The organism is Helcobacillus massiliensis, assembly GCF_033106145.1.
Classification (GTDB): domain Bacteria; phylum Actinomycetota; class Actinomycetes; order Actinomycetales; family Dermabacteraceae; genus Helcobacillus; species Helcobacillus massiliensis.
The window spans coordinates 783,893-808,108 of record NZ_CP136959.1; the positions used below are offsets into that span (position 1 = coordinate 783,893).

General features: G+C 66.9%; 21 protein-coding genes. 11 read left to right on the plus strand and 10 right to left on the minus strand.

Annotated features, from left to right (window positions below; translation table 11 throughout):
* Positions 1-8 precede the first annotated feature (8 nt).
* Genes R3I40_RS03665 through R3I40_RS03685 form a run of 5 tightly spaced genes read right to left on the minus strand, consistent with a single transcriptional unit; the run spans position 9 to position 7,530 of the window.
* A complete protein-coding gene (locus R3I40_RS03665; RefSeq protein WP_317700102.1) occupies positions 9-1,259 on the minus strand; it encodes a sensor histidine kinase in 1,251 nt (416 codons plus the stop codon).
* A complete protein-coding gene (cydC, locus tag R3I40_RS03670) occupies positions 1,247-3,085 on the minus strand; it encodes a thiol reductant ABC exporter subunit CydC (RefSeq protein WP_285262088.1) in 1,839 nt (612 codons plus the stop codon). The genes R3I40_RS03665 and cydC overlap by 13 nt, the downstream gene beginning before the upstream one ends.
* Positions 3,082-4,806 (minus strand): thiol reductant ABC exporter subunit CydD, encoded by a 1,725-nt coding sequence (gene cydD / locus R3I40_RS03675; RefSeq protein WP_285262089.1) that lies wholly within the window; start codon positions 4,804-4,806, stop codon positions 3,082-3,084. Before cydD ends, cydC begins: the two co-directional genes overlap by 4 nt.
* A 30-nt stretch (positions 4,807-4,836) precedes the next feature.
* Positions 4,837-5,943 carry a cytochrome d ubiquinol oxidase subunit II gene (gene cydB, locus R3I40_RS03680; protein ID WP_239376578.1) on the minus strand — a complete coding sequence of 369 codons (1,107 nt, stop codon included), beginning with the start codon at positions 5,941-5,943 and terminating at the stop codon, positions 4,837-4,839.
* A gap of 18 nt (positions 5,944-5,961) precedes the next feature.
* A complete protein-coding gene (locus R3I40_RS03685) occupies positions 5,962-7,530 on the minus strand; it encodes a cytochrome ubiquinol oxidase subunit I (RefSeq protein WP_285262090.1) in 1,569 nt (522 codons plus the stop codon).
* Positions 7,531-7,904: 374 nt separating this feature from the next.
* On the opposite strand from R3I40_RS03685, the gene R3I40_RS03690 reads away from it, so the two are divergent.
* The 4 genes from R3I40_RS03690 (at position 7,905) to obgE (ending at position 13,650) form a co-directional block, all read left to right on the plus strand.
* Complete coding sequence (locus tag R3I40_RS03690) at positions 7,905-11,117, plus strand: Rne/Rng family ribonuclease (RefSeq protein WP_285262091.1); 3,213 nt, start codon at positions 7,905-7,907, stop codon at positions 11,115-11,117.
* 254 nt (positions 11,118-11,371) lie between these two features.
* Positions 11,372-11,680 carry a 50S ribosomal protein L21 gene (gene rplU, locus R3I40_RS03695; protein WP_183374049.1) on the plus strand — a complete coding sequence of 103 codons (309 nt, stop codon included), beginning with the start codon at positions 11,372-11,374 and terminating at the stop codon, positions 11,678-11,680.
* A gap of 36 nt (positions 11,681-11,716) precedes the next feature.
* The gene (gene rpmA / locus R3I40_RS03700) at positions 11,717-11,971 is read left to right on the plus strand and encodes a 50S ribosomal protein L27 (protein ID WP_183374051.1); all 255 of its coding nucleotides are present in this window, start codon (positions 11,717-11,719) and stop codon (positions 11,969-11,971) included.
* Positions 11,972-12,105: 134 nt separating this feature from the next.
* The gene (gene obgE / locus R3I40_RS03705) at positions 12,106-13,650 is read left to right on the plus strand and encodes a GTPase ObgE (protein WP_285262092.1); all 1,545 of its coding nucleotides are present in this window, start codon (positions 12,106-12,108) and stop codon (positions 13,648-13,650) included.
* On the opposite strand, the gene R3I40_RS03710 is transcribed toward obgE, so the two are convergent.
* The 4 genes from R3I40_RS03710 to R3I40_RS03725 all read right to left on the minus strand — a co-directional run bounded on the left by R3I40_RS03710 (position 13,651) and on the right by R3I40_RS03725 (position 17,570).
* The gene (locus R3I40_RS03710) at positions 13,651-14,565 is read right to left on the minus strand and encodes a ribokinase (RefSeq protein ID WP_285262093.1); all 915 of its coding nucleotides are present in this window, start codon (positions 14,563-14,565) and stop codon (positions 13,651-13,653) included. It lies immediately after the preceding gene.
* Between the two features lie 112 nt (positions 14,566-14,677).
* Positions 14,678-15,643, minus strand: a complete 966-nt coding sequence (locus R3I40_RS03715) for a phosphotriesterase family protein (RefSeq protein WP_317700103.1) — start codon at positions 15,641-15,643, stop codon at positions 14,678-14,680.
* Between the two features lie 85 nt (positions 15,644-15,728).
* Positions 15,729-16,652, minus strand: a complete 924-nt coding sequence (locus R3I40_RS03720) for a DMT family transporter (protein WP_317700104.1) — start codon at positions 16,650-16,652, stop codon at positions 15,729-15,731.
* A gap of 165 nt (positions 16,653-16,817) precedes the next feature.
* Entirely contained in the window at positions 16,818-17,570 is a 753-nt protein-coding gene (locus tag R3I40_RS03725) for a glutamine amidotransferase (RefSeq protein WP_285262094.1), read from the minus strand.
* Positions 17,571-17,722: 152 nt separating this feature from the next.
* Here R3I40_RS03725 and R3I40_RS03730 point away from each other — a divergent pair, with 152 nt between their 5' ends.
* Entirely contained in the window at positions 17,723-18,670 is a 948-nt protein-coding gene (locus tag R3I40_RS03730; RefSeq protein ID WP_396349488.1) for a LacI family DNA-binding transcriptional regulator, read from the plus strand.
* Here R3I40_RS03730 and R3I40_RS03735 read toward each other — a convergent pair.
* Positions 18,648-19,718, minus strand: a complete 1,071-nt coding sequence (locus tag R3I40_RS03735; RefSeq protein ID WP_285262095.1) for a M20 family metallopeptidase — start codon at positions 19,716-19,718, stop codon at positions 18,648-18,650. The two genes, R3I40_RS03730 and R3I40_RS03735, sit on opposite strands and share 23 nt — an antisense overlap.
* A 293-nt stretch (positions 19,719-20,011) precedes the next feature.
* Here R3I40_RS03735 and R3I40_RS03740 point away from each other — a divergent pair, with 293 nt between their 5' ends.
* The 6 genes from R3I40_RS03740 (at position 20,012) to R3I40_RS03765 (ending at position 24,118) form a co-directional block, all read left to right on the plus strand.
* Positions 20,012-20,929, plus strand: coding sequence for a thermonuclease family protein (locus tag R3I40_RS03740; protein ID WP_317700105.1), 918 nt, complete (start codon positions 20,012-20,014; stop codon positions 20,927-20,929).
* A 101-nt stretch (positions 20,930-21,030) separates the two neighbouring features.
* On the plus strand, positions 21,031-21,246 hold the full coding sequence (locus R3I40_RS03745; protein ID WP_183374061.1) for a hypothetical protein: 216 nt from the start codon (positions 21,031-21,033) through the stop codon (positions 21,244-21,246).
* 35 nt (positions 21,247-21,281) lie between these two features.
* On the plus strand, positions 21,282-21,893 hold the full coding sequence (gene nadD / locus R3I40_RS03750; protein ID WP_183374063.1) for a nicotinate-nucleotide adenylyltransferase: 612 nt from the start codon (positions 21,282-21,284) through the stop codon (positions 21,891-21,893).
* Positions 21,883-23,058: a hypothetical protein gene (locus tag R3I40_RS03755; protein ID WP_317700106.1), complete on the plus strand. Its 1,176-nt coding sequence runs from the start codon at positions 21,883-21,885 to the stop codon at positions 23,056-23,058. Before nadD ends, R3I40_RS03755 begins: the two co-directional genes overlap by 11 nt.
* Positions 23,055-23,435, plus strand: a complete 381-nt coding sequence (gene rsfS, locus R3I40_RS03760) for a ribosome silencing factor (protein ID WP_183374067.1) — start codon at positions 23,055-23,057, stop codon at positions 23,433-23,435. The genes R3I40_RS03755 and rsfS overlap by 4 nt, the downstream gene beginning before the upstream one ends.
* Entirely contained in the window at positions 23,435-24,118 is a 684-nt protein-coding gene (locus tag R3I40_RS03765; RefSeq protein ID WP_259923176.1) for a histidine phosphatase family protein, read from the plus strand. Before rsfS ends, R3I40_RS03765 begins: the two co-directional genes overlap by 1 nt.
* Positions 24,119-24,216: the final 98 nt, after the last annotated feature.

Here is a 24,216-nt window from a genome sequence, read left to right on the forward strand (position 1 = left end):
GGACCTGCTCAGCTCGCGAACTCGGTCGCCCGCCAGGACACCATGGTGCCCGGCTCCAACGGGTACACATCGACCCACCCGGCGTGCCGCCGCGCCCTCGAGCGCATGTTCGCCAGGCCCGAACGCCGCGTGACCGACGGGTCGATGCCGCGGCCGTTGTCCGACACGTTGACCTGAACCACCCGGTCCACGCCCTCGCGCAGAACCGTCACCGTCACCGCGACCGCTGAGGCGTGGGCGTGCCGGGCGGCGTTCGCGAGGCATTCGCGCACCACCGCCACCACGTCAGCGGTCAGCTCCGGGTTCGTGGCATCGAGGTCGTCCATCGAGGAGTGGAACTGCAGCGACGGCGCGAACCCGAGACCCGCGATCGCCATCGCGCACTCATGGCGGATCAGCTGCGTGAGGGTCAGCTCATCGGATTCGTTGCGCAGCGACTGCACGATGTGGCGGATCTGCGCGATCGAGTTCTCCAGTGACGCCATCGACTGCCGCAGCGATTCCGCGACCGGCCCGTTCTCCCGGAACTCCTGGAACCGTTCCGCGGACTTCGCTGCGGACTCCAGCTGCATGCCCGCCGCGAACAGCTCTTGGATCGCGAGGTTGTGCAGGTCCCGAGCGATGCGGTCCCGTTCGGTGGCGACATCGTCCTCGATGACGGAGCGGGCGCTCGCGTTGTTGAGGGCGAACGACATCACCGAGGCGAGGGCGTCCGCCAGGATCGTGGACTCCCGGTCGAAGGACGCGTCGGCGGTCTGCTCGGAGCCGGCGGGGAACCGCACCGCGATGAGGAGGCCGACGGCGTCGCGCCCGGCTTCCACCACGCGCGTCAGCACCTGCGGGGTGGGGGCTTCGGGGTGGGGCCGTCGGTCCCCGTCGGCCCAGAGCGTGCCGGGGATCGGCAGGTCGTCCTGCTCGTAGGGGTCGAGGTAGTGCCCGGTGAGGGTGCGGGAGATCGCCTCCCAGGTGAGGAGGTCGAACCCGGGGGCGTTCTGCGAGTCGAGGGTGCGCGCCATGCGGCTGGAGCGGCCCGGCGCTTCCGGTTCGTAGCGGACGTCGCGGCCCATGAGTTCGTCGCGGTAGCGGCCGCGCACCACTTCGCAGGACCAGGCGCGCGGCCCCGCTGGCAGCAGCAGCATCAGGGTGTCGGCGTGGAGGTCCGAGAACGATGCGTCCATCAGGTAGTCGAGCAGCTCATCGTCGTCGTCGCCGTTGAGCACGGCGAGCGTCAGTTCGTCGATGCGGGTCACGCGTGCCATGCGGGGTCCTCCAGGTCGATGATGTCGGCGCCGAGTTCGGTGAAGCGGCGGTCGTGGGTCACCACGATGACGGTGCAGTGCTCGAAGAGGGCGTCCTCGCCGGTGCCGAGGATGCGCTGCATCAGCGCGTGCGCCGTGTCCTCGTCGAGGTGCTCGGTGGGCTCGTCCAGGATGGTGATGGGTGAGCGGCGGGCGATGGCGCGCGCCAGCAGGATGCGGCGGCGCTCACCGCCGGAGACGTCGGTGCCGCCGGACCCGAGCATGGTGTCCAACCCGCCCGGCAGGCCCGCAACCCAGCCGCCGAGGCCCGCGTCGGTGAGAGCACCGCGGATCTGCTCGTCATCGAGATCGCGTTGGGCCACCCGGATGTTCTCCCGCAGGGAGGTGGCGAAGAGGTGTGCGTCCTCCGCGTAGGAGGTGATGTGCCCGCGCAGCTGCTGCTCGTCAAGGCCTGCGAGGGACACCCACTGCCCGCTCGAATGGGAGCCGACGGAGACCCGTCCTCGCAGCGGTGCCAGCAGTCCGGCCAGGGTCAGCAGCAGCGTCGTCTTGCCGCGGCCCGATGCGCCGAGGACGACCGTGCGGGAGCCGGGGGCGAACGTGCGGGTGAAGTCCCGCAGCACGGGCGTGCCGGGCACCCAGCCGACCGTGAGGTTCGTGGCGGCGAGGGTGAGCGCCCGGTGGCCCTTGTCTACGGCGGGGAGGGCGGCGGCGCGGTGGGCGTCGTCGTCGATGTCGGGCATCTCACCGGTGCCGGCGATGTCGCTGAGGCGCTCCGCGGCGGCTTCCGATCGGGCCTTCTGGCGGGCCGCAGCGGGCAGGACGGTGGCCGCTTCGAAGCTGGACAGCGGCAGCAGCAGGAGCAGGCCGACGATGCCGGCGGTGGTGGGGACGATGCCGCCGGCGAACCCGTCGGCCGGCAGGAGGTGCACGGCGCCCGCCGCGAGGATGGAGCCCACCAGTGCGGGGATCATGGCGAGCATGACGCCGGCCTGTGCGAAGGCCGACGGGCGCGCCGCTTCGTCCAGGCCCCGATCGAGGTCCGCCTGGGCGTCTCTGAGATCGGCCAGGGCGGTCTCGAGGGTGCCGGCGACCCGCATGGCGTCGCCGTTGTCGGCGATGTCGAGGGTGATCGCCGCCAGGCGCATGCGCCGCTGCACGAGGGCGCGTTCGGTGTGCTGAGCGGCCCGGTAGGCGGCGTACGGCGCCCACAGGGACGCGATCAGCAGGGACGCCAGCATGAACAGGGCAGCGATCGGCGCGAAGGGGAAGAACGTGAGCACAACCAGCACGGCCATGACGGCCGCGACGATCGCTGGGATGACGTGGCGGATGACGTCATCGGCCATGTCCTCCGCGTCGTCGCCGATGCGGGCGAGGAGGTCGCCGCGCTTGAGGCGCTGCAGATGGTCGTCGGTGCGGCGCGACAGGTTGGTGAACAGGTTCGTGCGCAGGTTCATCACACCGGTGAGGGCGGCGTCGTGCGTGAGCATGCGCTCCACGTACCGGAACACGCCGCGGGAGATGCCGAGCGCCCGCACCGACACCACGGCGATGGACAGGTCCAGCACCGGCGGCATCGTCCACGCAGTGGTGATCAGCCAGCCGGACACGGCGGCGAGGGCGAACGCAGCCGCCAGGGTCGCCACGCCGGCGGCGACAGCCGCAATGATCGACCGCGGCGGAATCTCCATCAGCGCCCGCATCAGGATGATGGGGGAGAGGGGGCGGTCCGGCTCCTGGTCGTGCTGGTCGAGTAGGCGGCGGTCGGCGCTGGCGGGTGCTTCAGCGTGCTCGAGGTCGGGGACGCTTCGGTGCTGGCTCATCCCGGCACCTCCGCGGTCTCGTCCGCAGCCGCGGGGACGGCCGACCGGACGGGAGTGACGCGGTCCGCGACCTCGAGGAGGCTGGTGCGGTGCGTGATGATGAGGACCGTGGAGCCGGCGTCGCGCAGACGGTCGATGACGGCGATGACGCGGTCCTCGCTCTCGCCGTCGAGGTGGGCGGTGGGCTCGTCCAGGATCACCAGAGGCCGGTGCTGCAGCAGGGCCGCAGTGAGCGCGACCCGCTGCCGCTGGCCGACGCTGAGGCCGGTGCCGCCGCGGCCGATCACGGCGTCCCAACCGCGGTCGTCGATGACGTCGCCGAGGCCGGTGGCGTCCATGGCGGCGCGCAGCTGCTCATCGTCGGGGGCGGTGCCGTCGGCTGCGGCGCTGCCGGTGAGGATCTTCCGGATGGTGCCGGGGCCGATGACCGGGCGCTGCGGCAGCCATGTCACCTGCTCATGCAGAGCGGGGAGGTCCACGTCGGCCAGGTCGATGGGGGCGGATCCGGCCGGTTCGAGGACGATGCGGCCATCGGTGGGCGTCAGCAGGCCCAGCAGGGCGCTGACGGCGGTGGACTTTCCGCAGCCCGACGGGCCGGTGAGGGCGTGCACCCCGCCGGGTTCGATGACGACGTTCAGTCCCGCGGGGGCGGTCGAGTCGCGGCCGGTGACGGACAGGTCCTCGATCCGGATCGTGGTGGTGCGCAGATCAGGGGCTGCCGTAGAGCCCTCGGGACGCAGAGGAGCGGTGAGCACGGCGAAGGCGGCGTCGAGGGCGGCGACGCCGTCGGCGGAGGCGTGGAACTGCTGCCCCACGAGCCGCAGCGGGAGGTACACCTCGGCGGCGAGGACCAGCACGGCGATCGCGGGGAACAGCTCCATTTCGGCGTACACCAGGCGCAGGCCGATCGAGACGGCGATCAGGGCGACGCCGAGGGTGGCGATGAGCTCCAGCACGAACGAGGACAGGAACGCGAACGCGAGGGTGCGCATCGCCGAGGACTTGTGCTCGCGGCCCAGGCCTTCGACGATCTGCTCGCTGCCGCGCTCCCGGCCGAGGGCGCGCAGCGTCGGCAGGCCCTCCACGAGGTCGAGGGTCTGGGACCAGAGAGTGCGCATCGTGCCGAGGGACCGCTGGGAGGCGTTCTCGGTCATGCGACCGATGAGGATCATGAAGACCGGGATCAGGGGGATCGCCACCAGCGCCACGATCGCGCTGGTCAGGTCCCACCAGGCGATGGCGAGGAGCGCGAGCGGGGTGACGGTGGCGGCGAGCGCCAGCTGCGGCACGTACCCGGTCATGTAGGGGCGCAGCGCCTCCAGGCCGGTGGTGGCGAGCGCCGCGGACGACGCGGCCTCCGTCGGCCTTCCGTTCGCGTCCACGCGGCCCCGGGGGCCGGCGAGCGCGAGGTGGCGCATGAGGCGCTGCCGCAGCTGCGCGATGGTGCGCGTAGCGGCGCGGTGGCCGGTGAGCTCCCGCACCCACTGGGTGAGGGCGCGCACCGCCAGGGCGAGGGTGAGCACGCCGAGCACCCCGGGGTGCTCCAGCGGCCACTGGTTGTGCTGGAGGACCGCGGCGCCGAGGCGCCCCACGCACCAGGCGACCGTGATCATGGCGACAGCCTCCACCAGACCCGCTGCGACAGTGAGCGCCAGGTGCTGGCGGGCACTGCGGACCTCAGAGATGAGGCGGGGGTCCAGGGGAGGCTGTCGACGAGCCACGTGCTCTAATTCCCTCTCAGCTGACCGAAGTCAGCGGGCGGTCTCGGTGCGGTGATCATCCGTGTCGAACGCGGCGCGGTACTCATCGCGCACACGGCCGACGATGCCGGAACCGGGAGCCGGGGTGTCCTCACCGGTCACGCGGTGACGGAAGACCCAGTAGCTCCAGGCCTGGTAGGCGAGGACGATCGGCAGGAGCACCACCGTAGCAATGGTCATGACCGTCAGGGTGTACTCCGTGCTGGACGCGTTGGTCACCGTCAGCGACAGGGCGTCGTCGTTGACCGCGGGCAGCACGTACGGGAACAGGCCGCCGAACAGCTGGATGGTCGCCATCGCGATCGCCAGGGAGGTGGCGCCGAACGCGGCGCCCTCACGACGAGCACGGTTGAGCGGCACCACGGCGATCAGGGCGAGCGCCGCGATCACCAGCGGGATCCAGGTCCACCAGGTGTGGGAGTGGGCGATCTGGGCCCACACCACGAACACGGCGGCGACCACGATCGTGGGGATCGCGATGCGGCCGGCGAGCCGGTTGGCGTCCTCGCGGAGGTCGCCCGTGGTGCGCAGGGCCAGGTACAGGGTGCCGTGCAGCCAGAACAGCAGCACGAAGGTCAGGCCGCCGAGGATGCCGAACGGGTTCAGCAGGCCCAGCAGGGTGGTGGTGATGACGGAGTTGCCTCCGGCATTCGCCTCCATCTCAAAGCCGCGCACGATGTTGGCGAAGGCGACGCCCCACAGGAGGGCGGGGCCGAAGCCGCCGATGAAGTGCATCCAGTCCCACGCCTTCTTCCAGGTGGGGCTGTCCACCTTGTCGCGGTACTTGAAGGCGCACACGCGCACGATGAGCGCGAGCAGGATGACGAACAGGGCGAGGTAGGCGCCGGAGAACAGCGTGGCGTACCACTCCGGGAAGGCGGCGAACATGGCGCCGCCGCCCACCAGCAGCCACACCTCGTTGCCGTCCCACACGGGGCCGATGGTGCGCAGGATCTGCTTCTTGCGGCGCTCATCGCCCTTGCCGAGCGGGAACACGTTCATGCCGACCCCGAAGTCGAAGCCTTCGAGGACGAAGTAGCCCAGGAACAGCACCGCGATCAGCGCGAACCAGAGGATCTGGAGGAATGTTGCATCCATGATGAGTCTCCTTGTGCCTCAGTAGCCGAAGCTGATGGTCGGGGTGTCGAGCTGCTTGGCGCCGTCGTCGGCGGTGACGCGCTGCGGGGCGGAGACGCCCTTCACCGCTGCCTTGTGCATCAGGTAGTACCAGACCACCGCAAGGGCGCCGTAGATGAGGGTGAAGCCGACGAGAGTGAGGATGACGATCCAGTCGGGGTGTCCGGAGACGCCCTGCATGGTCATCATGCGCACCATCGGGTCACCGGTGGGGGAGGGGTGCACCACCCAGGGCTGGCGGCCCATTTCGGTGAACACCCAGCCGGCGGAGTTCGCCAGGAACGGCATCGGGATGGCGAGCACTGCGAAGCGGGCGAACCACTTCGAGCCGGTGGTGCGGCGCATCTCGCCCTTGCCGCGGGTGACCCACCATGCCCAGACGGCGAGGATGCCGGAGAAGACGGCGAAGCCCATCATGAGGCGGAAGGACCAGTAGGTGACGAACAGGTTCGGACGGTAGTCGGCCTCGACGGTCTCGCCGGCGGCGTTGACGACCGTGTCACCGAACTTCTCCTTGTACTCCTTCTGCAGGCTCTCCACGCCCCGCAGCTCAGCGTTGGGGTTGTTGGTCGCCAGGATGGAGGTGACGTACGGGATCTCGATGAGGTGCGTGACGTCGGAGCAGTTCTGCTTGAACGCCTCCGGGCCGCCGACGGTCAGGATGGAGAACGGCACGCCCTCCTGGTCCTCGCAGATCGCCTCAGCGGACGCCATCTTCATCGGCTGCTGCTGGAACATGAGCTTGGCCTGAACATCGCCGGACACGAAGATCAGCAGTGCGGAGATGACCATGGCGAGGGTGCCGAAGCGAACCGCGGGGCGGAACACCTCGCGGGCGAGGTGGGTGTGCTCCTGGGCGGCAGCGGTGTCGGCCTCGAGCTCCTGGGCGCGGTTGTGGTGGCGCACCATGTGGAAGGCGGCGATGCCGGTGACGAACGCGGCGGCGACCAGCCAGGCGCCCGCGATCACATGCGGGAATGCGGCGAGGGTGGTCGGGTTGGCGAGGACGGCGAAGATGCCGCCGGCCTCCGGGTCGAGCTCAGCGCGGCCGGTGGTCGGGTTGAACTGAGCGCCGACGGGGTGCTGCATGAAGGAGTTCGCCGCGATGATGAAGTACGCGGACGCGGTGGTGCCGAGGGCGACCAGCCAGATCGTCAGCAGGTGGACCTTCTTCGACATGCGGTTCCAACCGAAGATCCACAGGCCCAGGAAGGTCGACTCCATGAAGAAGGCGATCAGGCCCTCCAGGGCCAGTGGTGCGCCGAAGATGTCGCCGACGAAGCGGGAGTACTCCGACCAGTTCATGCCGAACTGGAACTCCTGCACGATGCCGGTGGCGATGCCGATGCCGAAGTTGACGATCAGCATGGAGCCGAAGAATTTGGTGAGTCGGGTCCACGAGTCAGCCTTGACCGGATCCTTCGACGTGTAGGCGACGGTCTGCATGATCGCGACGAGGAGGGAGAGGCCGATGGTGAGGGGGACGAAGATGAAGTGGTAGACGGTTGTGATGCCGAACTGCCACCGTGCGAAATCAAGAGCCTCCATGCTGCGTCCTTTGCAATCTGAAGGAATGGGTGAGGGGACGGTCTCAGGGTAGTGCTCCCGGCTTGGGACCGATAGGGCTAAGGTCCTGGTCCGTCCCGCAGTGCGATGCGATGGGATCGAGCGGCGGTTCGCTCCGCTCCCCGCAGGAGCAGTGTGCGATACTGGGGCGCGAACGCCGACGTGCTCCGCACCGAGCATCCGGCACCCTCCGTTGACTGAGCGCTCCGCCGAACCAGGCCGTGAAGCTTGCAGGTCAGCACCGCAGCGCTCCGCTTCCGCGGAGCAGCGCGAGGGAATGATTGACTTCCGTCCCCCAGGGGACGATGACCTGAACGGGCCACGGTGCGGTGGTTCCGCCGAAAAGGAGCAGCCCCATGGCTGATGCACACCCGCACACTGATGAACCCTCGTCGACCAGCGTCTCGAGCGTTCCGCCCCGACGCCGTCGCCGAGCAGCCGGCAGCGCAGCCGGCGCGCCTCAGGTGAGCAGCCCCGCCCCTGACCAGGACTCGAGCCCCCGCACCACTGCCGCCGCTCCCGCCGCCTCCAGCGTCGTGACCGATGCGGCACCCGTGAACTTCCGCCAGCGCCGCCGCGCCGCTGCCGCCTCCGCGCCAGCGGACTCGGCCGCCCCGGCCGACGGCCCCGCCACGCGCACCCGCGCCGCCTCCCCGGCGAAGGCGGAGAAGAGCAGCACCAGCGCCCGCACGTCGGCGAAGGATACGAAGGGTGCATCGACGGATGCGCCGAAGGAAGCTCCGAAGGACGCCGCTGAGGTGCTCGCCGCTGAGCCGAAGCGCGCCGGTTCTCGCCGCGCAGAGCGTGCGGAGCGCGCCGAGGAGGACCGCCGCACCGCGCGCAGCCGTCGCCGTTCCCGCCGCAGCAGCGAGGCTGATGATTCGACCCCGTCGGCCGATTCCGATCAGAACGACCTCAGCAGCCAGAGCGACCAGCAGGAGGAGCCGAGCCCTCGCCGCCGCAGCCGCCGCTCGGAGAGCGCTGATGGCTCTGAGCGCAGCTCGCGTCGCCGCTCGCGCCGATCCTCCAGCGACGACCGCACCGAGGACGCGCCCGCTGAGGCCGCAGACGCCCCGCGCGACCAGAACGACCGCGATCAGGGCTCGCGCAATCAGGGTGTGGCCGATGACCTGCAGGCCCTGCGCGAGTCCGCTCCGGAGCCGAAGCGTCAGCGCCGCGCCGCCGCCGACACCGCCGACTTCGCGAACCTCCTCTTCCAGGCACCGACGCCGAGCGACCAGGACCAGGACGATGAGCCGCAGTTCGATGCGAACGGCGTGGAGATCAGCTCCGCTCTGAGCTTCGACGCCCCCGACCTCGAGGCCGCCCGCGCAGAGGCGGAGCGTCGTCGCGAAGAGTCGCGTCGTCGCCGCGCCGAGCAGGCGCAGCGCAGCCGTGACGAGGCCGATGAGGACGATGACGACGTCAACGACGGTGACTCCGACGACTCCGATGACGACGATTCGGAGGGCTCGCGCTCCTCGTCCCGCCGCCGTCGCCGCCGCGGTGGCCGTGGTCGGCGCGGCCGGGGCCGCGGTGACGATGATCAGCGCAGCTCCGGAGACGACCAGTCCTCGGATGACGACGACAGCGACGATGACGACTCCTCGGAGGAGGAGCAGCCCTCGAGCAGCCGTCGCCGTCGTCGCCGTCGCCGCTCCTCGGGTTCCAGCGGTGAGCCGGAGTCGGACGATCCGCCGAACACGGTGGTGCGCGTGCGCGAAGCCCGCGACGAGGTTCGAGCCGTCAAGGGCTCGACCCGCCTGGAGGCGAAGCGCCAGCGCCGCCGCGAGGGCCGTGAGTCCGGCCGTCGCCGCCACTCCATCACCGAGGCGGAGTTCCTGGCCCGCCGCGAGTCCGTCAAGCGCTCCATGATCGTGCGCGAGCGCCCGGGCCGCACCCAGATCGCCGTGCTCGAGGACAACATCCTCGTGGAGCACTACGTGGCGCAGAAGTCGCAGACCTCGATGGTCGGCAACGTGTACATCGGCAAGGTGCAGAACGTGCTGCCGTCGATGGAGGCCGCCTTCATCGACATCGGCAAGGGCCGCAACGCCGTGCTGTACGCCGGTGAGGTCAACTGGGACGCCGCTGGACTCGACGGTCAGCCGCGCCGCATCGAACTGGCCCTCAAGCCGGGCGACCCTGTGCTGGTGCAGGTCACCAAGGACCCGATCGGCCACAAGGGCGCCCGCCTGACCTCGCAGATCTCCCTGCCGGGCCGCTACCTGGTGTTCGTGCCGGGCGGTTCCATGACCGGCATCTCCCGCAAGCTACCGGAGAACGAGCGCGCCCGCCTGAAGAAGCTGCTGAAGACCATCGTGCCGAAGGACGCGGGCGTGATCGTCCGCACTGCCGCTGAGGGCGCAACGGATGAGGAGCTGACGCGGGACGTCGAGCGTCTGCAGAAGCAGTGGGAGAAGATCGAGAAGACCCGCAAGTCGAAGAACGCCCCGGCTGCGCTGTCCACCGAACCGGACCTGGCGATCCGCGTGGTCCGCGACATCTTCAACGAAGACTTCACCTCGCTGATCGTCGAGGGTGAGAGCGTGTACCAGGAGGTGCACGAGTACCTCTCCAACGTGGCGCCGGACCTGCTGGACCGCGTCACCAAGCACGTCGGTGACCGCGACTCGTTCGCCAAGCACCGCGTGGACGAGCAGCTGATGAAGGCGATGGACCGCAAGGTCTACCTGCCCTCCGGTGGTTCGCTCGTCATCGACCGCACCGAGGCCATGACCGTGGTGGACGTCAACACCGGCAAGTTCACCGGCGGTGCCGGCGGCTCGCTGGAGGAGACCGTCACCAAGAACAACCTGGAGGCGGCGGAGGAGATCGTCCGTCAGCTGCGTCTGCGCGACACCGGCGGCATCATCGTCATCGACTTCATCGACATGGTGCTCGAATCCAACCGCGACCTCGTCATGCGCCGCCTCATCGAATGCCTCTCCCGTGACCGCACCAAGCACCAGGTGGCGGAGGTGACCTCCCTCGGCCTCGTGCAGATGACCCGTAAGCGGGTGGGCGCCGGCCTCGTGGAGACCTTCTCCTCGACTTGTGACAGCTGCAACGGCCGCGGCGTGATCATCGACCTCGACGGTCACCAGCACCAGGAGGCTCCCGCGTTCGAGGACGACTCCAACCGTCGTGGGCGCCGCGGGCGCGGCAAGCGCGGTGGTCGTGACTCCGGCGGCAGTGCGAACGGCAACGGTGGTCGCGGCTCCAAGCAGAGCGCGCCGACGGAGGCCGACGCTGAGCAGGCCCTTGCCGATGCGGACGCCAAGCGCGAAGCCGCAGCTGAGCGCGCTCGTGACGCCGTGCAGGAGATCGTGGACCAGAAGAACAGCAGCGACGTCCAGGTCCTGGAGCAGGACCAGAAGTCGCGCGACCTCGCCCGCGCCACGATCGCCTCGATCGCGGCCGCGACCGCGAAGGACGATCACCATCACCCGGAGGTGACGGTGGACGGCCAGGTCATCAGCCTCGACCAGGAGGGTGAGCCGGAGCAGGCCCCGTCGGCTCAGGATGACCCGCAGAGTGCACTGGACCTCACGGCCGAGGAGGACTGACGTCGCCGGCCGGTCGACGTGACCAAAGCCACCGGGCTCGGATGTGCTCTGAGCCCCATGGGGGTGGGTGTTCTGTTGACCGGCCTGTGTGCGCTCTCGTATTCTGTACGTCGGTGCTTTTCCAGCACCAGGTGTGCGCATCTCCCGATCTCCGCCCGAGTTCCGGCTCGTCCTGAGCCCTCTGGGCGGGGGCTGGCGGTCTGAGATGCCAGGCCACAACAGCTTTGTGTCAGCAAGTAGGAAAGAGTAGAGACGTGGTGTACGCAATCGTCCGCGCAGGCGGTCGTCAGGAGAAGGTGTCGGTCGGTGACACCATCGTGATCAACCGCGTTGCAGGCGAGGCGGGCGACAGCGTTGAATTCGCTCCGGTCCTCCTCGTTGACGGCGACAAGGTCACCTCCTCCAAGGACGACCTCGCCAACGTGAAGGTCACTGCCGAGATCGTTGAGGACCTCCGCGGTCCGAAGATCCGCATCCTCCGTTACAAGAACAAGACCGGCTACAAGAAGCGCCAGGGCCACCGTCAGGAACTGACCCGGCTCAAGGTCACGAAGATCGCCTGATCGGCGATCCGATAATCGAGAGAAGGTAACTGACTCATGGCATCGAAGAAGGGCGTCAGCTCATCCAAGAACGGCCGCGACTCGAACGCACAGCGCCTCGGCGTGAAGCGCTTCGGCGGCCAGGACGTGCTCGCAGGCGAGATCCTCGTCCGCCAGCGCGGCACCAAGTTCCACCCCGGCAGCGGTGTGGGCAAGGGCAAGGACGACACGCTGTTCGCGCTCACCGCGGGCACCGTCGAGTTCGGCCGTCAGCGCGACCGCAAGGTCGTCAGCGTCGTCGCCTCTGCCTGATCGGCACACGCGACCGAAAAGCATCCGAAGCGAGGAGCGGGTTTCAATCCCGCTCCTCGCTTCTTCTGTGCGGGCGTCCTCTGAGCGCCCGCCTACACTGAACGCACACGCAACCAGGCACTTAGGGGAGATCCATGGCGACCTTCATCGACCGAGCAGTCATCCACGTCACCGGCGGTGACGGCGGTGACGGTGCCGCCTCCATCCGCCGCGAGAAGTTCAAGCCCCTGGGCGGCCCGGACGGTGCCGACGGCGGCAACGGCGGTGACGTGATCCTCGAAGTGGACCGCAACATCACCACCCTCATGGACTTCCACCACCTGCCGCATCGCCGCGCTGAATCGGGGGGCTTCGGCAAGGGCGACAACCGCGAGGGCAGGAACGGTGAGGACCTGGTGCTGCGCATCCCCGACGGCACCGTGCTGAAGACCCGCGACGGCGAGCTCATCGCCGACCTCGTCGGCGTGGGCACCCGCTTCGTCGCGGCCCGCGGCGGCAAGGGCGGTCTCGGCAACACCTCGCTCGCGTCGGCGAAGCGCAAGGCCCCCGGGTTCGCACTGCTGGGCGAGCCCGGTGAGGAGCGCACGCTCGTGCTCGAGCTGAAGTCCATCGCGGACGTCGCCCTCGTCGGGTACCCGTCGGCCGGGAAGTCCTCGCTGATCGCTGCGATGAGCTCCGCCCGTCCGAAGATCGCGGACTACCCGTTCACCACGCTGCAGCCGAATCTCGGTGTGGTGCATGAGCAGCAGTTCCGCTTCACGATGGCGGATGTCCCGGGCCTGATCCCCGGCGCGTCCGAGGGCAAGGGCCTGGGCCTGGCGTTCCTGCGGCACATCGAGCGCTGCCACGTGCTGGTGCATGTGCTGGACGCGGCGTCGATGGAGTCGGACCGCAATCCTGTTGATGACTTCCGCACCATCGAGAACGAACTGCGGCAGTACGCCGCCTCCCTGGACAAGGAGAGCGCTGTTGAGGGGATGCCTCCGCTGATGGAGCGCCCCGGTGTCATCGTCCTCAACAAGACGGACCTGCCGGACGGCGTGGACATGTCCGAGATGGTGATGGGCGAGTTGGAGAAGACGGGGATGCCGATCTTCCAGGTGTCCGCCGTGTCCCACAAGGGCCTGAGGGAACTGGCACTGGCGCTCGGTTCTATGGTGGAGAAGGCCCGTGCGGCCGTCCCGGAACCCGGGGACGAGGAGCGTGAGGTCGTCACGCTGAAGCCGCGGATGCGAGGACGCAAGGAGAAGGACTTCACGATCGAGAAGGAGCAGTACGCTGGGCACTACGCCTTCCGGATCGTGGGCGACAAGCCCGAGCGGTGGGTGCGCCAGACCCAGTTCTCCAACGACGAAGCCGTCGGCTTCCTCGCCGATCGCCTCAACAACCTCGGTGTCGAGGACGAACTGTTCAAGGTGGGGGCGAAGGCCGGCGACACGGTCGTCATCGGCCCCGGCGAGGACGCGATCGTCTTCGACTGGGAGCCGACGATGCTGGGCGGAGCCGAGCACCTCGGTGCCCGCGGAACCGACCTGCGCTTCGAGGAGTCCAGCCGTCCTACCCGTGCCGAGAAGCGCGAGGTGAAGCGGGTGCGGACTCAGGAGCGCCTGGGGCGCATTGCAGCGATGGACGAGGAGCGACGCTCCGGCAAATGGGCGGACCCGTCGAAGGACGACTGATCAGGCGGGCAGATCGTCACCGGCCGACGGGTACGACGTCTGCGCTCCGCGTCCTGTGACCGCGTAGGCGCCGACCCGAGCCGCGAAGCGAGCAGCGTCCACGAGTGGATCCCCGTCGGCCAGCTTCAGCGCGAGTGCGCCGATGAACGCGTCGCCCGCGCCGGTGGTGTCGACCGCGGTGACCGTGACGGCGGGGATGCTGACGCTGTCGCTGCCGTGCTCCATCACGACGGCGCCGTCCGCCCCGAGCGTCAGCACGATCGACCGGACGCCCGCGGTGAGCAGCGCGGTGCACGCGGCGGTGGCGCCGGATGAGGCGATGCCGAACTGGTCCGCCACGAGCTGCGCCTCATGTTCGTTGACCACCAGCGGATCCGCGGCGAGGACCACGGAGCGCTCCAGGTCCAGCACCGGTGCCGGGTTGAGCAGGAACCGTGCCTGCTCCGGGACGAGACCGGGGATCGCCTCCATGCCATCGCGTGGGATCTCGCCCTGGCTGATCACCACCGCAGCGCCCTCGACAGCGGCGCGGGCGGCGGTGACCCGGGCCGCGTCCATCGCGCCGTTCGCCCCGGGAACCACGATGATCGTGTTCTCTCCGGCGGCGTCCACCGTGATGATCGCCAGCCCTGTTGGGCCGGGCACCTCATCCACCGCCGTCAGGTCGACCCCGGCGGCGCGCAGCTCCTGCAGGGCAGGTTCGCTGTTTGCGTCGGTCCCGACGGCTCCCACCATCCGCACGGTGCCGCCGAGCTTCGCCGCGGCGACTGCCTGGTTCGCACCCTTGCCGCCCGGCGTGATCTCGCCGCCGGTCCCGTGGAGGGTCTCACCGGGGGAGGGGTGGCGCTGCACCACCGCGGACAGGTCGGCGTTGATCGAGCCGATGACGGTGATGACGGGGGAGTGGGTGGTCATGGCCGGACCTTTCGTTCAGTTGCCAACGTCGTATGAAGGAGGAACGCCCAAGGCCTTCGTTCCAGGCCGGTGAAAAACTAGGATTCCGACACGCCGCGGTCCCTCCGAGTATTCATGGAGTGCCACTACCAAGATACCGCTGTGGATTTACTGTCACGAGTGCCCGAGCCTGGTCCTCGGCGACACCTCGCTGTACGAGGAGTTCTAGGAACACGGTTGGGACGACCTGGAAGCCATTCCCACCGTTCATCGCCCACATCTGCTTGAGGAAAAGGTCATGGCTGACCAGGATCTGGTCCCCGTATCCGTTTGCAACCAACGCTGCGACAGCGTCGGCTGTCTGTGAGATCGATGGGGAGATCCCCTCGCCGGGGAAGGTTATATCCAACCCGATCATGTCGAACTCGAGCCACACTCCGCGCCGAAGGAGTCGACGCTGGTACTCGTGGTCCGCGCCGGAGGGATCTGAATGCGCGAGGGCTACCTTTTTGGGATCCACGCCGTGATCCCCTAGGACGATGTCAAGGACTTCATCCCCACGCCGCTGCCAGCCAGGCATATGGATGTTCATCGCAACGCCTGGTTCTTCTAGCTGGGCGAGTGACGCACCACGCAGTGCATTTTTCTCGCCGGCAGTGAAGTCGGGGGAGACCCCGATCTCGCCGATCATTCCCGCTCTAACTCCATCGACTCCATTGCGAAGTTCTCCTAGAATGCTTTCAGCAATCTGTTCGGCGGTTCGATGGGTGATGTCTTCCTGTTCGAATTTCTCCAAATATGGCCCTGTGGACATCACAACGTGCAGGCCCGTGGCGTGCGATACCTCTAGGAGGCGCGAAGGAGAGCGTCCAATCTTGCTGGTCCCCGTTGCATCCACGATGGTGCCACCACCCGCCTGCTGGAACAGGCGTACTTCCTGGATCACGTCCTCGACCGGCTTCGGCGCGACGTTGTCGATGCAACAGTACGGATCCTGCTTCAGGGTCCACTGTATGCTGGGCGAGACCTTTGACTCGACGGACTCCCGGCTGAATTTATATGAGGGTGATGTAACAACCGACGAGAGGTCGTTGAACATGTGCTCGTGCGGAAGCACTAGCCCTAACTCGTGCGCCGGAACGGCGCCTTTCACGGTTTGAACAGTTCCGAATTCTTCCACTGGTTCATCCCTCTTTCAGTTCTGTAGTCTGGTGAGCATCGTCAAGAATCCCTGGGTCCTCCTCGACCCTCTTCGACGGGATGATCGCGATACCGGAGGCAATGAGGGCGACCAATGCGCCGAGCAGCGTGGTTCCGTAGACGGTCCCCATGCCGGGGATCAGGGAGTCGATCAGGATCGAACCGATCAGCTGTCCGGCGGTGGAGCAGAGGGCTAGTACCAGCAGGCCTAGCTTACGCACCAACAGAGCCATCAGAGCGATAGAGGCAAGCCCGAGGGGTCCACCGAGGTACATCCACCACGCGCTGGGCAGATGGAACTCGGCGCTCCCAGCACCCATGCGAATCAAGAAAGCAACTGTAAGCGCGAGGAAGCCGATGATAAAGTTCCATGTGATCGAAACAAGCATGGAATCTGCAAGCTGTGCAACATTCGAGTTTCCAGCAGGTTGCCAGCCGGCCAGCAAGCCTCCAATGAACGGAAGAACCGCGAGGGCCAACATGTGAGGCGCCTCGAAGTTCGGAGACACGACAAGCAGAGTGGCGACGATTGCTAAAATCGCGCCGGTAACTCGAAAAACGCTCAGAGCTTGCTTGAACTGAATGCCAATTCCGAGGCGGTCACACACGACGCCCGAAATGATCATGCCCGAGATGAGTGAAGTCTGGAATGTGGCTACGCCTAATGCGCCGACCGAGATGCCCTCCGAAAGGACAATTACAGCTCCGCACAGGCCGGCAAAGAAGTTCGGCCATGGGATCTCTCTGCGCATCAGCTGCCCGGGCAGCGCGATAAGTGCTTGGCGCAAGCGGCGAACGGGCAACACGATAAGAAGCATCAACACTAGGCCGCCGCCAAACGAAATGATCGACGCTAGGTGTCCGTCCCCGACGTCTTGGCCGAGTCGCCCGTTCACTGCGGACTGCATCGGTCCCAGTGTGCCGGCCAAAATCGTTAGAACTGAGAACAAACCAACTGCTGCGGTCGAAACTGCTGGCGGTCGATGGTGGACGGCCGAGCGGTGCGGCTCATGTGAAGAAGACATCATTGGCTACTCCTTGGATGATTGTGTGTCTTATGTCAGCTCGGTGGATCAGCTGGGGCTCTTCGCGAGCCAGGCAATGGATTGGGAGAAGAGCTTTGCGTAGCCGTCCCACTCCATGAACTCGGTAGGCGCCCAGTGCGGTGAGATGTCGGAGGCGAATGCGAGAGTGCGTCCCTTCCCGTAGCTCCTTACAGCGAGTAGGGGATTGCCCTCGATCGTGGCGAGCAGCTGGGCGTCATCCTTGAGTTCAAGGTCCTGGTAGCCGAGGAGGATGGGCCATGTCGCGTCGAGACCCGTGGTGATCGGGTGCTCATGGTCGACGACGCGCCCCTGGACTCCTTGAGGGGTCTCGATTCGATCGTCCCAGCGGTGGATGGACACGGGAAGGACTTCTTCGACTGCGGTTCCAGCGTAGTTAGCCATCGCCTGGAAGCCCTGGAACGAGAGGTAGCCGCCCGCCATCATCAGACCTCCTCCCTGCTCGACCCACTCTCGTAGGAGGTGAAGACGGTTGGGGAATGGGCGGCCTTGTTCGAAGACCACTGGCGGAAGCAGGAGCGTGTTGGCGCCGACGTCGGAGAGAAGAACGACGTCATAGTGATTTAGTTTGTCCAAGGTGCTTGGGAACTTTTCCGCCACGTCGTCGGATCGCATGTGGTCGACGTGGTGGCCTTCCGCAGCCAACGCCTCGAGCAGACGTTCGCACCCGATGTGAACTTGGGTGTGGGGGAACGGGTCAAAGCCTTTGTGGTCGACCACAGCGCTCACCCAGGATTCTCCTGCGAGCAGAACCTTAGCCAACTGTCTCTCCTTTCGAGGTTTGCGCAAAGTCGCGCAATGAGGTGTAGCTGTCACGGTACGATGTTGGCTGACAGAACACAAGGGGTGATCGCCAAGGAGGACGCGTGTCGCTGACGAAGGTTGCGCAGAAGGCCGGTGTCTCGGTCTCCACCGTGTCGAGGTATGTCCGTGGGGAGCTCCAGGTGCAGCCTGGTACAGCTAGGAGGATCGACGCCGCAATTCATGAGGTTGGATTGAAGCGGAATCGGCGGAGGCTGAGTTCGGTTCTCCTGGTCCTTCCAGAGTTGTCCAACCCGTACTTCGCGCATCTTGCGCAAACGATTGCCGAAGCGGCGACTAGGCGCTCGCTCAGAGTCCTGATCGCGGTCAGTGGTGGGTCTCCCCAGCGAGAGGAAGAGATCGTGGGGCGAGCAACCGCGTCGACGGAGGTCGACAGCGCTATATTCGTGTCTATGTCCGGTGACCACGCAGTTCTTGAGACTGTCCCGGCTCACTTTCCGTTGGTGGTGCTAGACGAGAGCCTTGCCTCCGTGCGAGGTGAGTCGTGGTCATATGTGGGGGCTGACCACTACGGTGGTGCCTATCAAGCGGTTCAGTACCTGCTCAGCAAGGGCCATACCTTGATCGCTCACGTTGGCGGACCTGCCGCACTCGCTTCAGCGAGAGAGCGGCATCGAGGTTATGTGGACGCTCTGACGGACCGCGGAATTGAGCCTAGAGCTGACCTGTTTCGTGCTGGCCCATACAGTGAAGCTTTTGGTGCGGCAAGCCTTCCAGTGTTCATGCGTATGAAGGAACGCCCGACGGCTGTCTTCTGCGCGTCAGATATCGCAGCGATCGGTCTGCTTGCGGCGAGCCGGTCGAGCGAAGTGCATATTCCTACGGATTTGTCTGTAATCGGTTTTGATGGTATACCCGTTGGCGCATGGACGTCACCGCAACTTGCGACCGTTGTCCAGCCGTACCTCGAGTTGGCTCATGAAGCGCTCGACTCCATCGAGCATCGATGGCGCGGCGAGACTAAGCGTTCGGTTTCGCTCCCCATGGTGGTCAGTGCCGGAGAATCGGTGCGAGCGATCAGTACGGTCGCGGACCGGTGAGGTGGGCGAAGAAGAGCTCTTCGGCTTCTATGAGTGATGACACCGGGATCTGTTCGTTCACCGAATGCATCTGGCCGGGCTCACCTGGTCCCCAGATCACAATCGGGAGATCAGGACGGGCAGCAGTGATCTCGGAACCGTCGGTGAAGTACGCTACCGGGTCCTCAGAGACCTGCGATGGTAGATTCTGCACGAATGGATTTTGGGAATCTGTGCGGAGTGGGGCGAGATCTAGGTCGACGCTCACCGCGATATCGTCTGGTAGTCCTTTGATCCTCTGGTGTGCGGGAGAGGTTGAGACTGTGCGGAAGTCGATTGTCGCCTCCGCGTGGTCAGGGACAATATTTGGCGCCGAGCCGCCGCGGAAGGTGCCGATGTTGAGTGTCTCCATCCCGAGAGTGGCTTCGCTCGTGAGTGACTGCGCGGGTTTCCAGGTCAGCAGCGCCGTTGCCAATCTCTCTACGGCGTTCTCCCCCAGGTGAGGCGTCGATCCATGGGCGGCATGACCTGTTGCTGCGAATCGATACCAGGTGGCTCCTCGGTGTGCGCAGTGCACTGTCAGCTCTGTCGCTTCGGGAATGATGATCCCGGTGAGATCGAGTGAAAGGATTTCCGGAGTCGCGCATTTGGCACCCCGTGCCCCGATCTCTTCGTCAGCAGTCATTAGCAGGTGACCGTGGCTTCCGCTGAGGCCGGCACGGATTAGGGCGGTGGTGGCTGCTGCAAGTCCGCCCTTCATATCTACGCTTCCTCGGCCATGAAGAACGCCGTCGGTTGTTGCGCCGCCGAAGGGGTCGCGATCCCAGGCTCCTGCCGGTGCCACCGGGACGGTATCCGTATGGCAAGCGAAGAGGGGTGCCGGCCCGGTCCCTCCCAGGCTGATGAGCGTCCAGGGAAGCTCGCCGCCCCCCGTTCGAACCGAAGCGGCCGGTATGGATTTGAGTATCTCATCGGTTACTCGGCGCTGGACGGCGCGCATGCCTTCTGCGTCGCGGGAGATGCTCGGAATGCGGATGAGCTCCGAGGCGAGCTCGGCGACGTTACGCATTGTAGTCCTCTCGTTGTGCTCAGAATCGCGCGCCATGGCTTTTCAGGCTATCCGATAAGGGGCGGCGGATGAAGGCCCCGTTGCGGTCCAGTGTGGTCAGCACCGACGATTGAACGGGTGCCTGGCGGGGCTCGTCCCGCAATGGGTGGTCCGGTCTCTTCGGGTCCGTGAGCGTCTGAACGTCTTTTTTGGGGGCGCCCGTTCGATGGCTGTTCGGAACTAACGCCTGGCTCTAGACTGATCCACAGTCTTCCCACGCCCCAACAGGGGCGCCCCGGCGAAAGGACCCCACCGTGGACCAATCCGCCCGCACCCAGGTGACATCGCTGCTGTACGCCGTCCTGCTCATGGCGGGCACAGCGCTGCTGGTGCTCGGCGGGCTGTGGATCTACAACTCCTATGTCCGATCCGACACCCAGAGGGCCACGGTGGTGGGGGTGCAGGACGGGGACACGGTCATCGTCGATATCGACGGCAAGGACACAGCAGTGGATCTGATCAATGTGAACGCGCCCGATATCGCGACCGGTGACCAGCCCCAGCAGTGCCTGGCGAACGAATCCGCCCAGTACCTGGCGAAGCGTCTGCCGAGCGGCACCGAGGTGGATCTCGTGTTCGATCACGAGCGCAAGAACTCCGCCGGTCACCTGCAGGCGCTGGTCCAGGTCGATGACGTCTCCATCAATCAGGACATCGCCAAGGAGGGCCTCGCCACCGCGGCGGGGGTGAAGGAGAACAAGCGGTTCTACCAGAAGGTCCTCGACGGACAGAACAGCGCTATGAAGAACAAGCGCGGCCTGTTCGACCCAACGGTGCCGTGCTCGCTGGAAGCACAGGCGGCGGAGCAGAAGAAGCAGATCGACGCTGTGCAGCAGCCGGGCCCGGGGGTGGATGTGCCGACGGCTCTGGAGGACGCCGCTGCGAAGCGGAAGTCCGCAGCGGCGTTCACAGAGCAGCTGTCCGGGCAGGGCCTGCAGGACCTGGGGCTGCACGCCCTCAGCTCCACCTCCACCCACAACTATGTGAAGGCGCAGCGCGATGCGCTGAAGTCCTCCCTGCGCAGCGCAGATGTGAAGATCGACCGCCTGAAGGAGGCGAAGGAGACGGAGGAGAAGCGCCGCGCCGCGGACAAGGAGAACGAGAAGCGCCGTTCCGAATGGGAGAAGGCGGATCAGGCCTCGGACGGCGGGGGAGCGGACGATCAGCCCTGAGCGTGACGACGGCCCCGCTGCGTGGGGCTTTGCCTCCGGATGTGAAACAATGGACCGAGCTCTCCTCTGAGCGTTCAGACCCCTCCGTGAAAGGTGATTCGATGCTGGATCAGGTTCTGCTGGCAGCCTCCGAGGCCGAGGCGTCCCATGGCGGTGTGCACCCCGCCGTCATCGGGATCGGCGCATTCATCATTCTGATGTCCCTGCTGGGCATCACCTACCTGTTCTCCGGCCTGCGCCAGCAGCCGTCGGAGGGTCGCCGCACCGTCGCAGAGCTGGAGCGCACCCACCGCGAGCACCAGCGCCGTCGCCGCTGACCCCAGGACGGTCCCGCAGGAGCAGTGAACTGACGATGGAGCGCACGCGCAGACGACTCGGCGTGATGGGCGGAACGTTCGACCCCATTCACCACGGCCACCTTGTGGCCGCTTCGGAAGTGCAGAGCGTGTTCGGGCTCGACGAGGTCATCTTCGTCCCCACCGGTCGCCCCTGGCAGAAGGAGGACGACCGGATCTCCGATCCGGAGCACCGCTACCTGATGACCGTGGTCGCGACCGCCGCGAATCCCGTGTTCACCGTGTCCCGCGTGGACATCGACCGGCCGGGCCGCACCTACACCATCGACACCCTGCGCGACCTGCGCAAGCAGTTCCCCGATGACGACCTGTTCTTCATCACCGGAGCGGATGCCCTCACCAACATCCTCACGTGGAAGAACTACGACGAGATCTTCGACCTCGCGCATTTCGTCGGCGTGACGCGCCCCGGACATGATCTGGAGCTCGGTGGACTGCCGGCCGACAAGGTGACCCTCATCGAGGTTCCCGCCATGGCGATCAGCTCCACCGACTGCCGCACGCGTGTCGCGAGCGGCGAGCCCGTCTGGTACCTCGTTCCCGATGGGGTGGTCCAGTACATCAACAAGTACGCCCTCTACACAGAAAGCAGTGGCAATGGCTCCTGAGAACAGCGTGACCGGCCGCCGCGGCCGCCGAGCCCGCGCGGCCGAGGGAGGCTCCGCACGTCGTCGCGGAGGGACCATCACACTGTCCCTGTTCGCCTTCCGTCCCGTGATGGAGATTCCGCCCGCGGACTCCCCGAAGCCGGAGCGCGATGGGCTCCTGCCCGCCTCCGCGCTGCGGGTGGAGGAAGCGGCGCCCGATGTGCAGGAGGACGCGGCCGACGGGATCGATCCGCACCGCGTCACCGAGACCGTGGACGGCCGCGAGATCACCATCGAGTTCAAGCCGGTCGTCTTCGACCCCTCGGATGTCCCGGTCGCGGAGAACGGCCCGGCTGATCTGGAGCTCGGTGTGGAGGATCCCGCACTGAACTACGAGGACGCCGAAGAGCCCACTGACGCCGAGAAGCTCTCCGGCGAGGAGGAGACAGCCGACGAGGTCGACCTCGCCGGCGCGGGAGAGCCCGCCGACGCGGAGGACTCCGCTGATGCGGACGAGACCGCGGACGTCGAGGAAGCCGATGAGGCTGCCGAGGACGCCCTGGCCTCTGACCCGCTGGTGGTCGGTGTCGAGCTCCCCGACGAGGCTGGTGAGGACGCTGACGCCAGCGTCGCCGATGGCACTGTCGCTGACGGCATGGACGCCGACGACGAGTCTGATGGGGACGAGGACGACGTCGTCCCGGCTGATGCCGACGCCGAGGTGGACGATGCGGACACCGACGTGGACGGCGGTGCAGCGGCTCATGTCGATGCCGATGACCAGCGCTCCATCGGCACCGTGGCCGCCGCTCTCGGCTCCACGGCGCTTGCTGCCGGCACCGCGACGGCGGAGCTCAGCCGGGACCGCGCCGCCGATGCGGACCGCGACCACAACGGCGTCGAATTCGGTGAGCTGCCCCCGGAGGACGCGCCGGATCCGCGGCCCGCGCCCCGCTTCGAAGGCACTGTGCTGAACAAGCCCACCCGTTCCACCGCCGGTGTCGGAGCCTGGATCACCTGGGGCGTCATCGCACTCGTTCTGCTCGCCATTGTGCTGCTGGTCCTGTTCGGCCTGATCGGCCCCGGGATCCTGCAGTCCGGTGCGGACCCCGTCGGCCCCACCACCAGCCTGACCGCCACCATCGCTGACCTCTCACCCCCACGCATTGGAGTCTCTTCCCTGTGAGCATCCCTCAGGAATCCATCGACATGGCCCGCGTCGCCGGGCAGGCCGCCACCGATCGACTCGCCGAGAACGTCATCGCCCTCGACGTCTCCGAGCAGCTCGCCATCACCGACATCTTCGTCATCGCCTCCGCCGACTCCGAGCGCCAGGTGTCCGCCGTGTGCAACGGGATCGAACAGGACATGCACAAGGCCGGCTACAAGCTCAAGCGCCGCGAAGGCGAGAGCGACGCCCGTTGGATCCTCATGGACTTCACCGACATCGTGGTGCACGTTCAGCACGCCGAAGACCGCGAGTTCTACGCGCTCGACCGGCTCTGGCGCGACGCCCCCGTCATCGACCTCCAGCTCGACGACGGTCGCCCCGCCCACCACTGATGGGCTCCCTCATCCTCGTGCGACACGGGCAGACCGAACACAACGTGGAGGGCCGCCTGCAGGGACAGGTCGACATCCCGATGAACGACACCGGCCACGCCCAGGCCCGCTCCGTCGGCGAAGCCCTCGCCGGGCATGCGCGCGTGCACCGGATCTGGGCATCGCCACTGATGCGGGCCCACGAAACCGCACTGGAGATCGGCGACCGCCTCGGCATCGACGTGGAGAACGATCCTCGCCTGCTGGAGCGCAGCTTCGGACAGTGGGAGGGACTCACCCGCGAGGACATCGCCCAGCGCTGGCCGGAGAAGTACCGCGACTGGCGCAGCGGCCGCGCCGTCCACGGAGTCGGTGTAGAGGAGCGCGACGCCGTCGCCGACCGCTTCGTCGCCGCCTGCCGCGACATCATGGCGGACACCCCCGCCGACCAGACCTCCGTGGTCGTCTCCCACGGCGCCGCGATCACCCTCGGCATCACCGCCATGCTCGGCCTCGAGGCCGACGGGTTCCGCGGCATCGGGGGACTGGCCAACTGCCACCGCACCGAACTGACGTACGCCACCGCCGGGCCGCCCACCGGCTGGATGCGGATCGTGGCGCACAACCTGCCGCCGAGCGTGCCCGCAAAGGTCGGTCCCGCCACCACCGAACGGGCTCGCACCCCCGAAGGCAGCAGGCTCTGAGGGAGGCGTCACACTCCTGACGACTGGATTTCACCCGGCCACGGAACGTGTGTAATCTAGAGGGGTCCTCGCGACAGCGGGACAGGAAAAAGAGAATA

What these genes read in the sequence shown, in the direction of transcription:
- R3I40_RS03665 (WP_317700102.1), bottom strand. Translation starts at nt 1,259, where the DNA reads ATGGCACGCGTGACCCGCATCGACGAACTGACGCTCGCCGTGCTCAAC.
- cydC (WP_285262088.1), bottom strand. Translation starts at nt 3,085, where the DNA reads ATGAGCCAGCACCGAAGCGTCCCCGACCTCGAGCACGCTGAAGCACCC.
- cydB (WP_239376578.1), bottom strand. Translation starts at nt 5,943, where the DNA reads ATGGATGCAACATTCCTCCAGATCCTCTGGTTCGCGCTGATCGCGGTG.
- R3I40_RS03685 (WP_285262090.1), bottom strand. Translation starts at nt 7,530, where the DNA reads ATGGAGGCTCTTGATTTCGCACGGTGGCAGTTCGGCATCACAACCGTC.
- R3I40_RS03690 (WP_285262091.1), top strand. Translation starts at nt 7,905, where the DNA reads ATGGCTGATGCACACCCGCACACTGATGAACCCTCGTCGACCAGCGTC.
- rpmA (WP_183374051.1), top strand. Translation starts at nt 11,717, where the DNA reads ATGGCATCGAAGAAGGGCGTCAGCTCATCCAAGAACGGCCGCGACTCG.
- obgE (WP_285262092.1), top strand. Translation starts at nt 12,106, where the DNA reads ATGGCGACCTTCATCGACCGAGCAGTCATCCACGTCACCGGCGGTGAC.
- R3I40_RS03710 (WP_285262093.1), bottom strand. Translation starts at nt 14,565, where the DNA reads ATGACCACCCACTCCCCCGTCATCACCGTCATCGGCTCGATCAACGCC.
- R3I40_RS03715 (WP_317700103.1), bottom strand. Translation starts at nt 15,643, where the DNA reads ATGTTCAACGACCTCTCGTCGGTTGTTACATCACCCTCATATAAATTC.
- R3I40_RS03720 (WP_317700104.1), bottom strand. Translation starts at nt 16,652, where the DNA reads ATGCAGTCCGCAGTGAACGGGCGACTCGGCCAAGACGTCGGGGACGGA.
- R3I40_RS03735 (WP_285262095.1), bottom strand. Translation starts at nt 19,718, where the DNA reads ATGCGTAACGTCGCCGAGCTCGCCTCGGAGCTCATCCGCATTCCGAGC.
- R3I40_RS03745 (WP_183374061.1), top strand. Translation starts at nt 21,031, where the DNA reads ATGCTGGATCAGGTTCTGCTGGCAGCCTCCGAGGCCGAGGCGTCCCAT.
- nadD (WP_183374063.1), top strand. Translation starts at nt 21,282, where the DNA reads ATGGAGCGCACGCGCAGACGACTCGGCGTGATGGGCGGAACGTTCGAC.
- R3I40_RS03755 (WP_317700106.1), top strand. Translation starts at nt 21,883, where the DNA reads ATGGCTCCTGAGAACAGCGTGACCGGCCGCCGCGGCCGCCGAGCCCGC.
- R3I40_RS03765 (WP_259923176.1), top strand. Translation starts at nt 23,435, where the DNA reads ATGGGCTCCCTCATCCTCGTGCGACACGGGCAGACCGAACACAACGTG.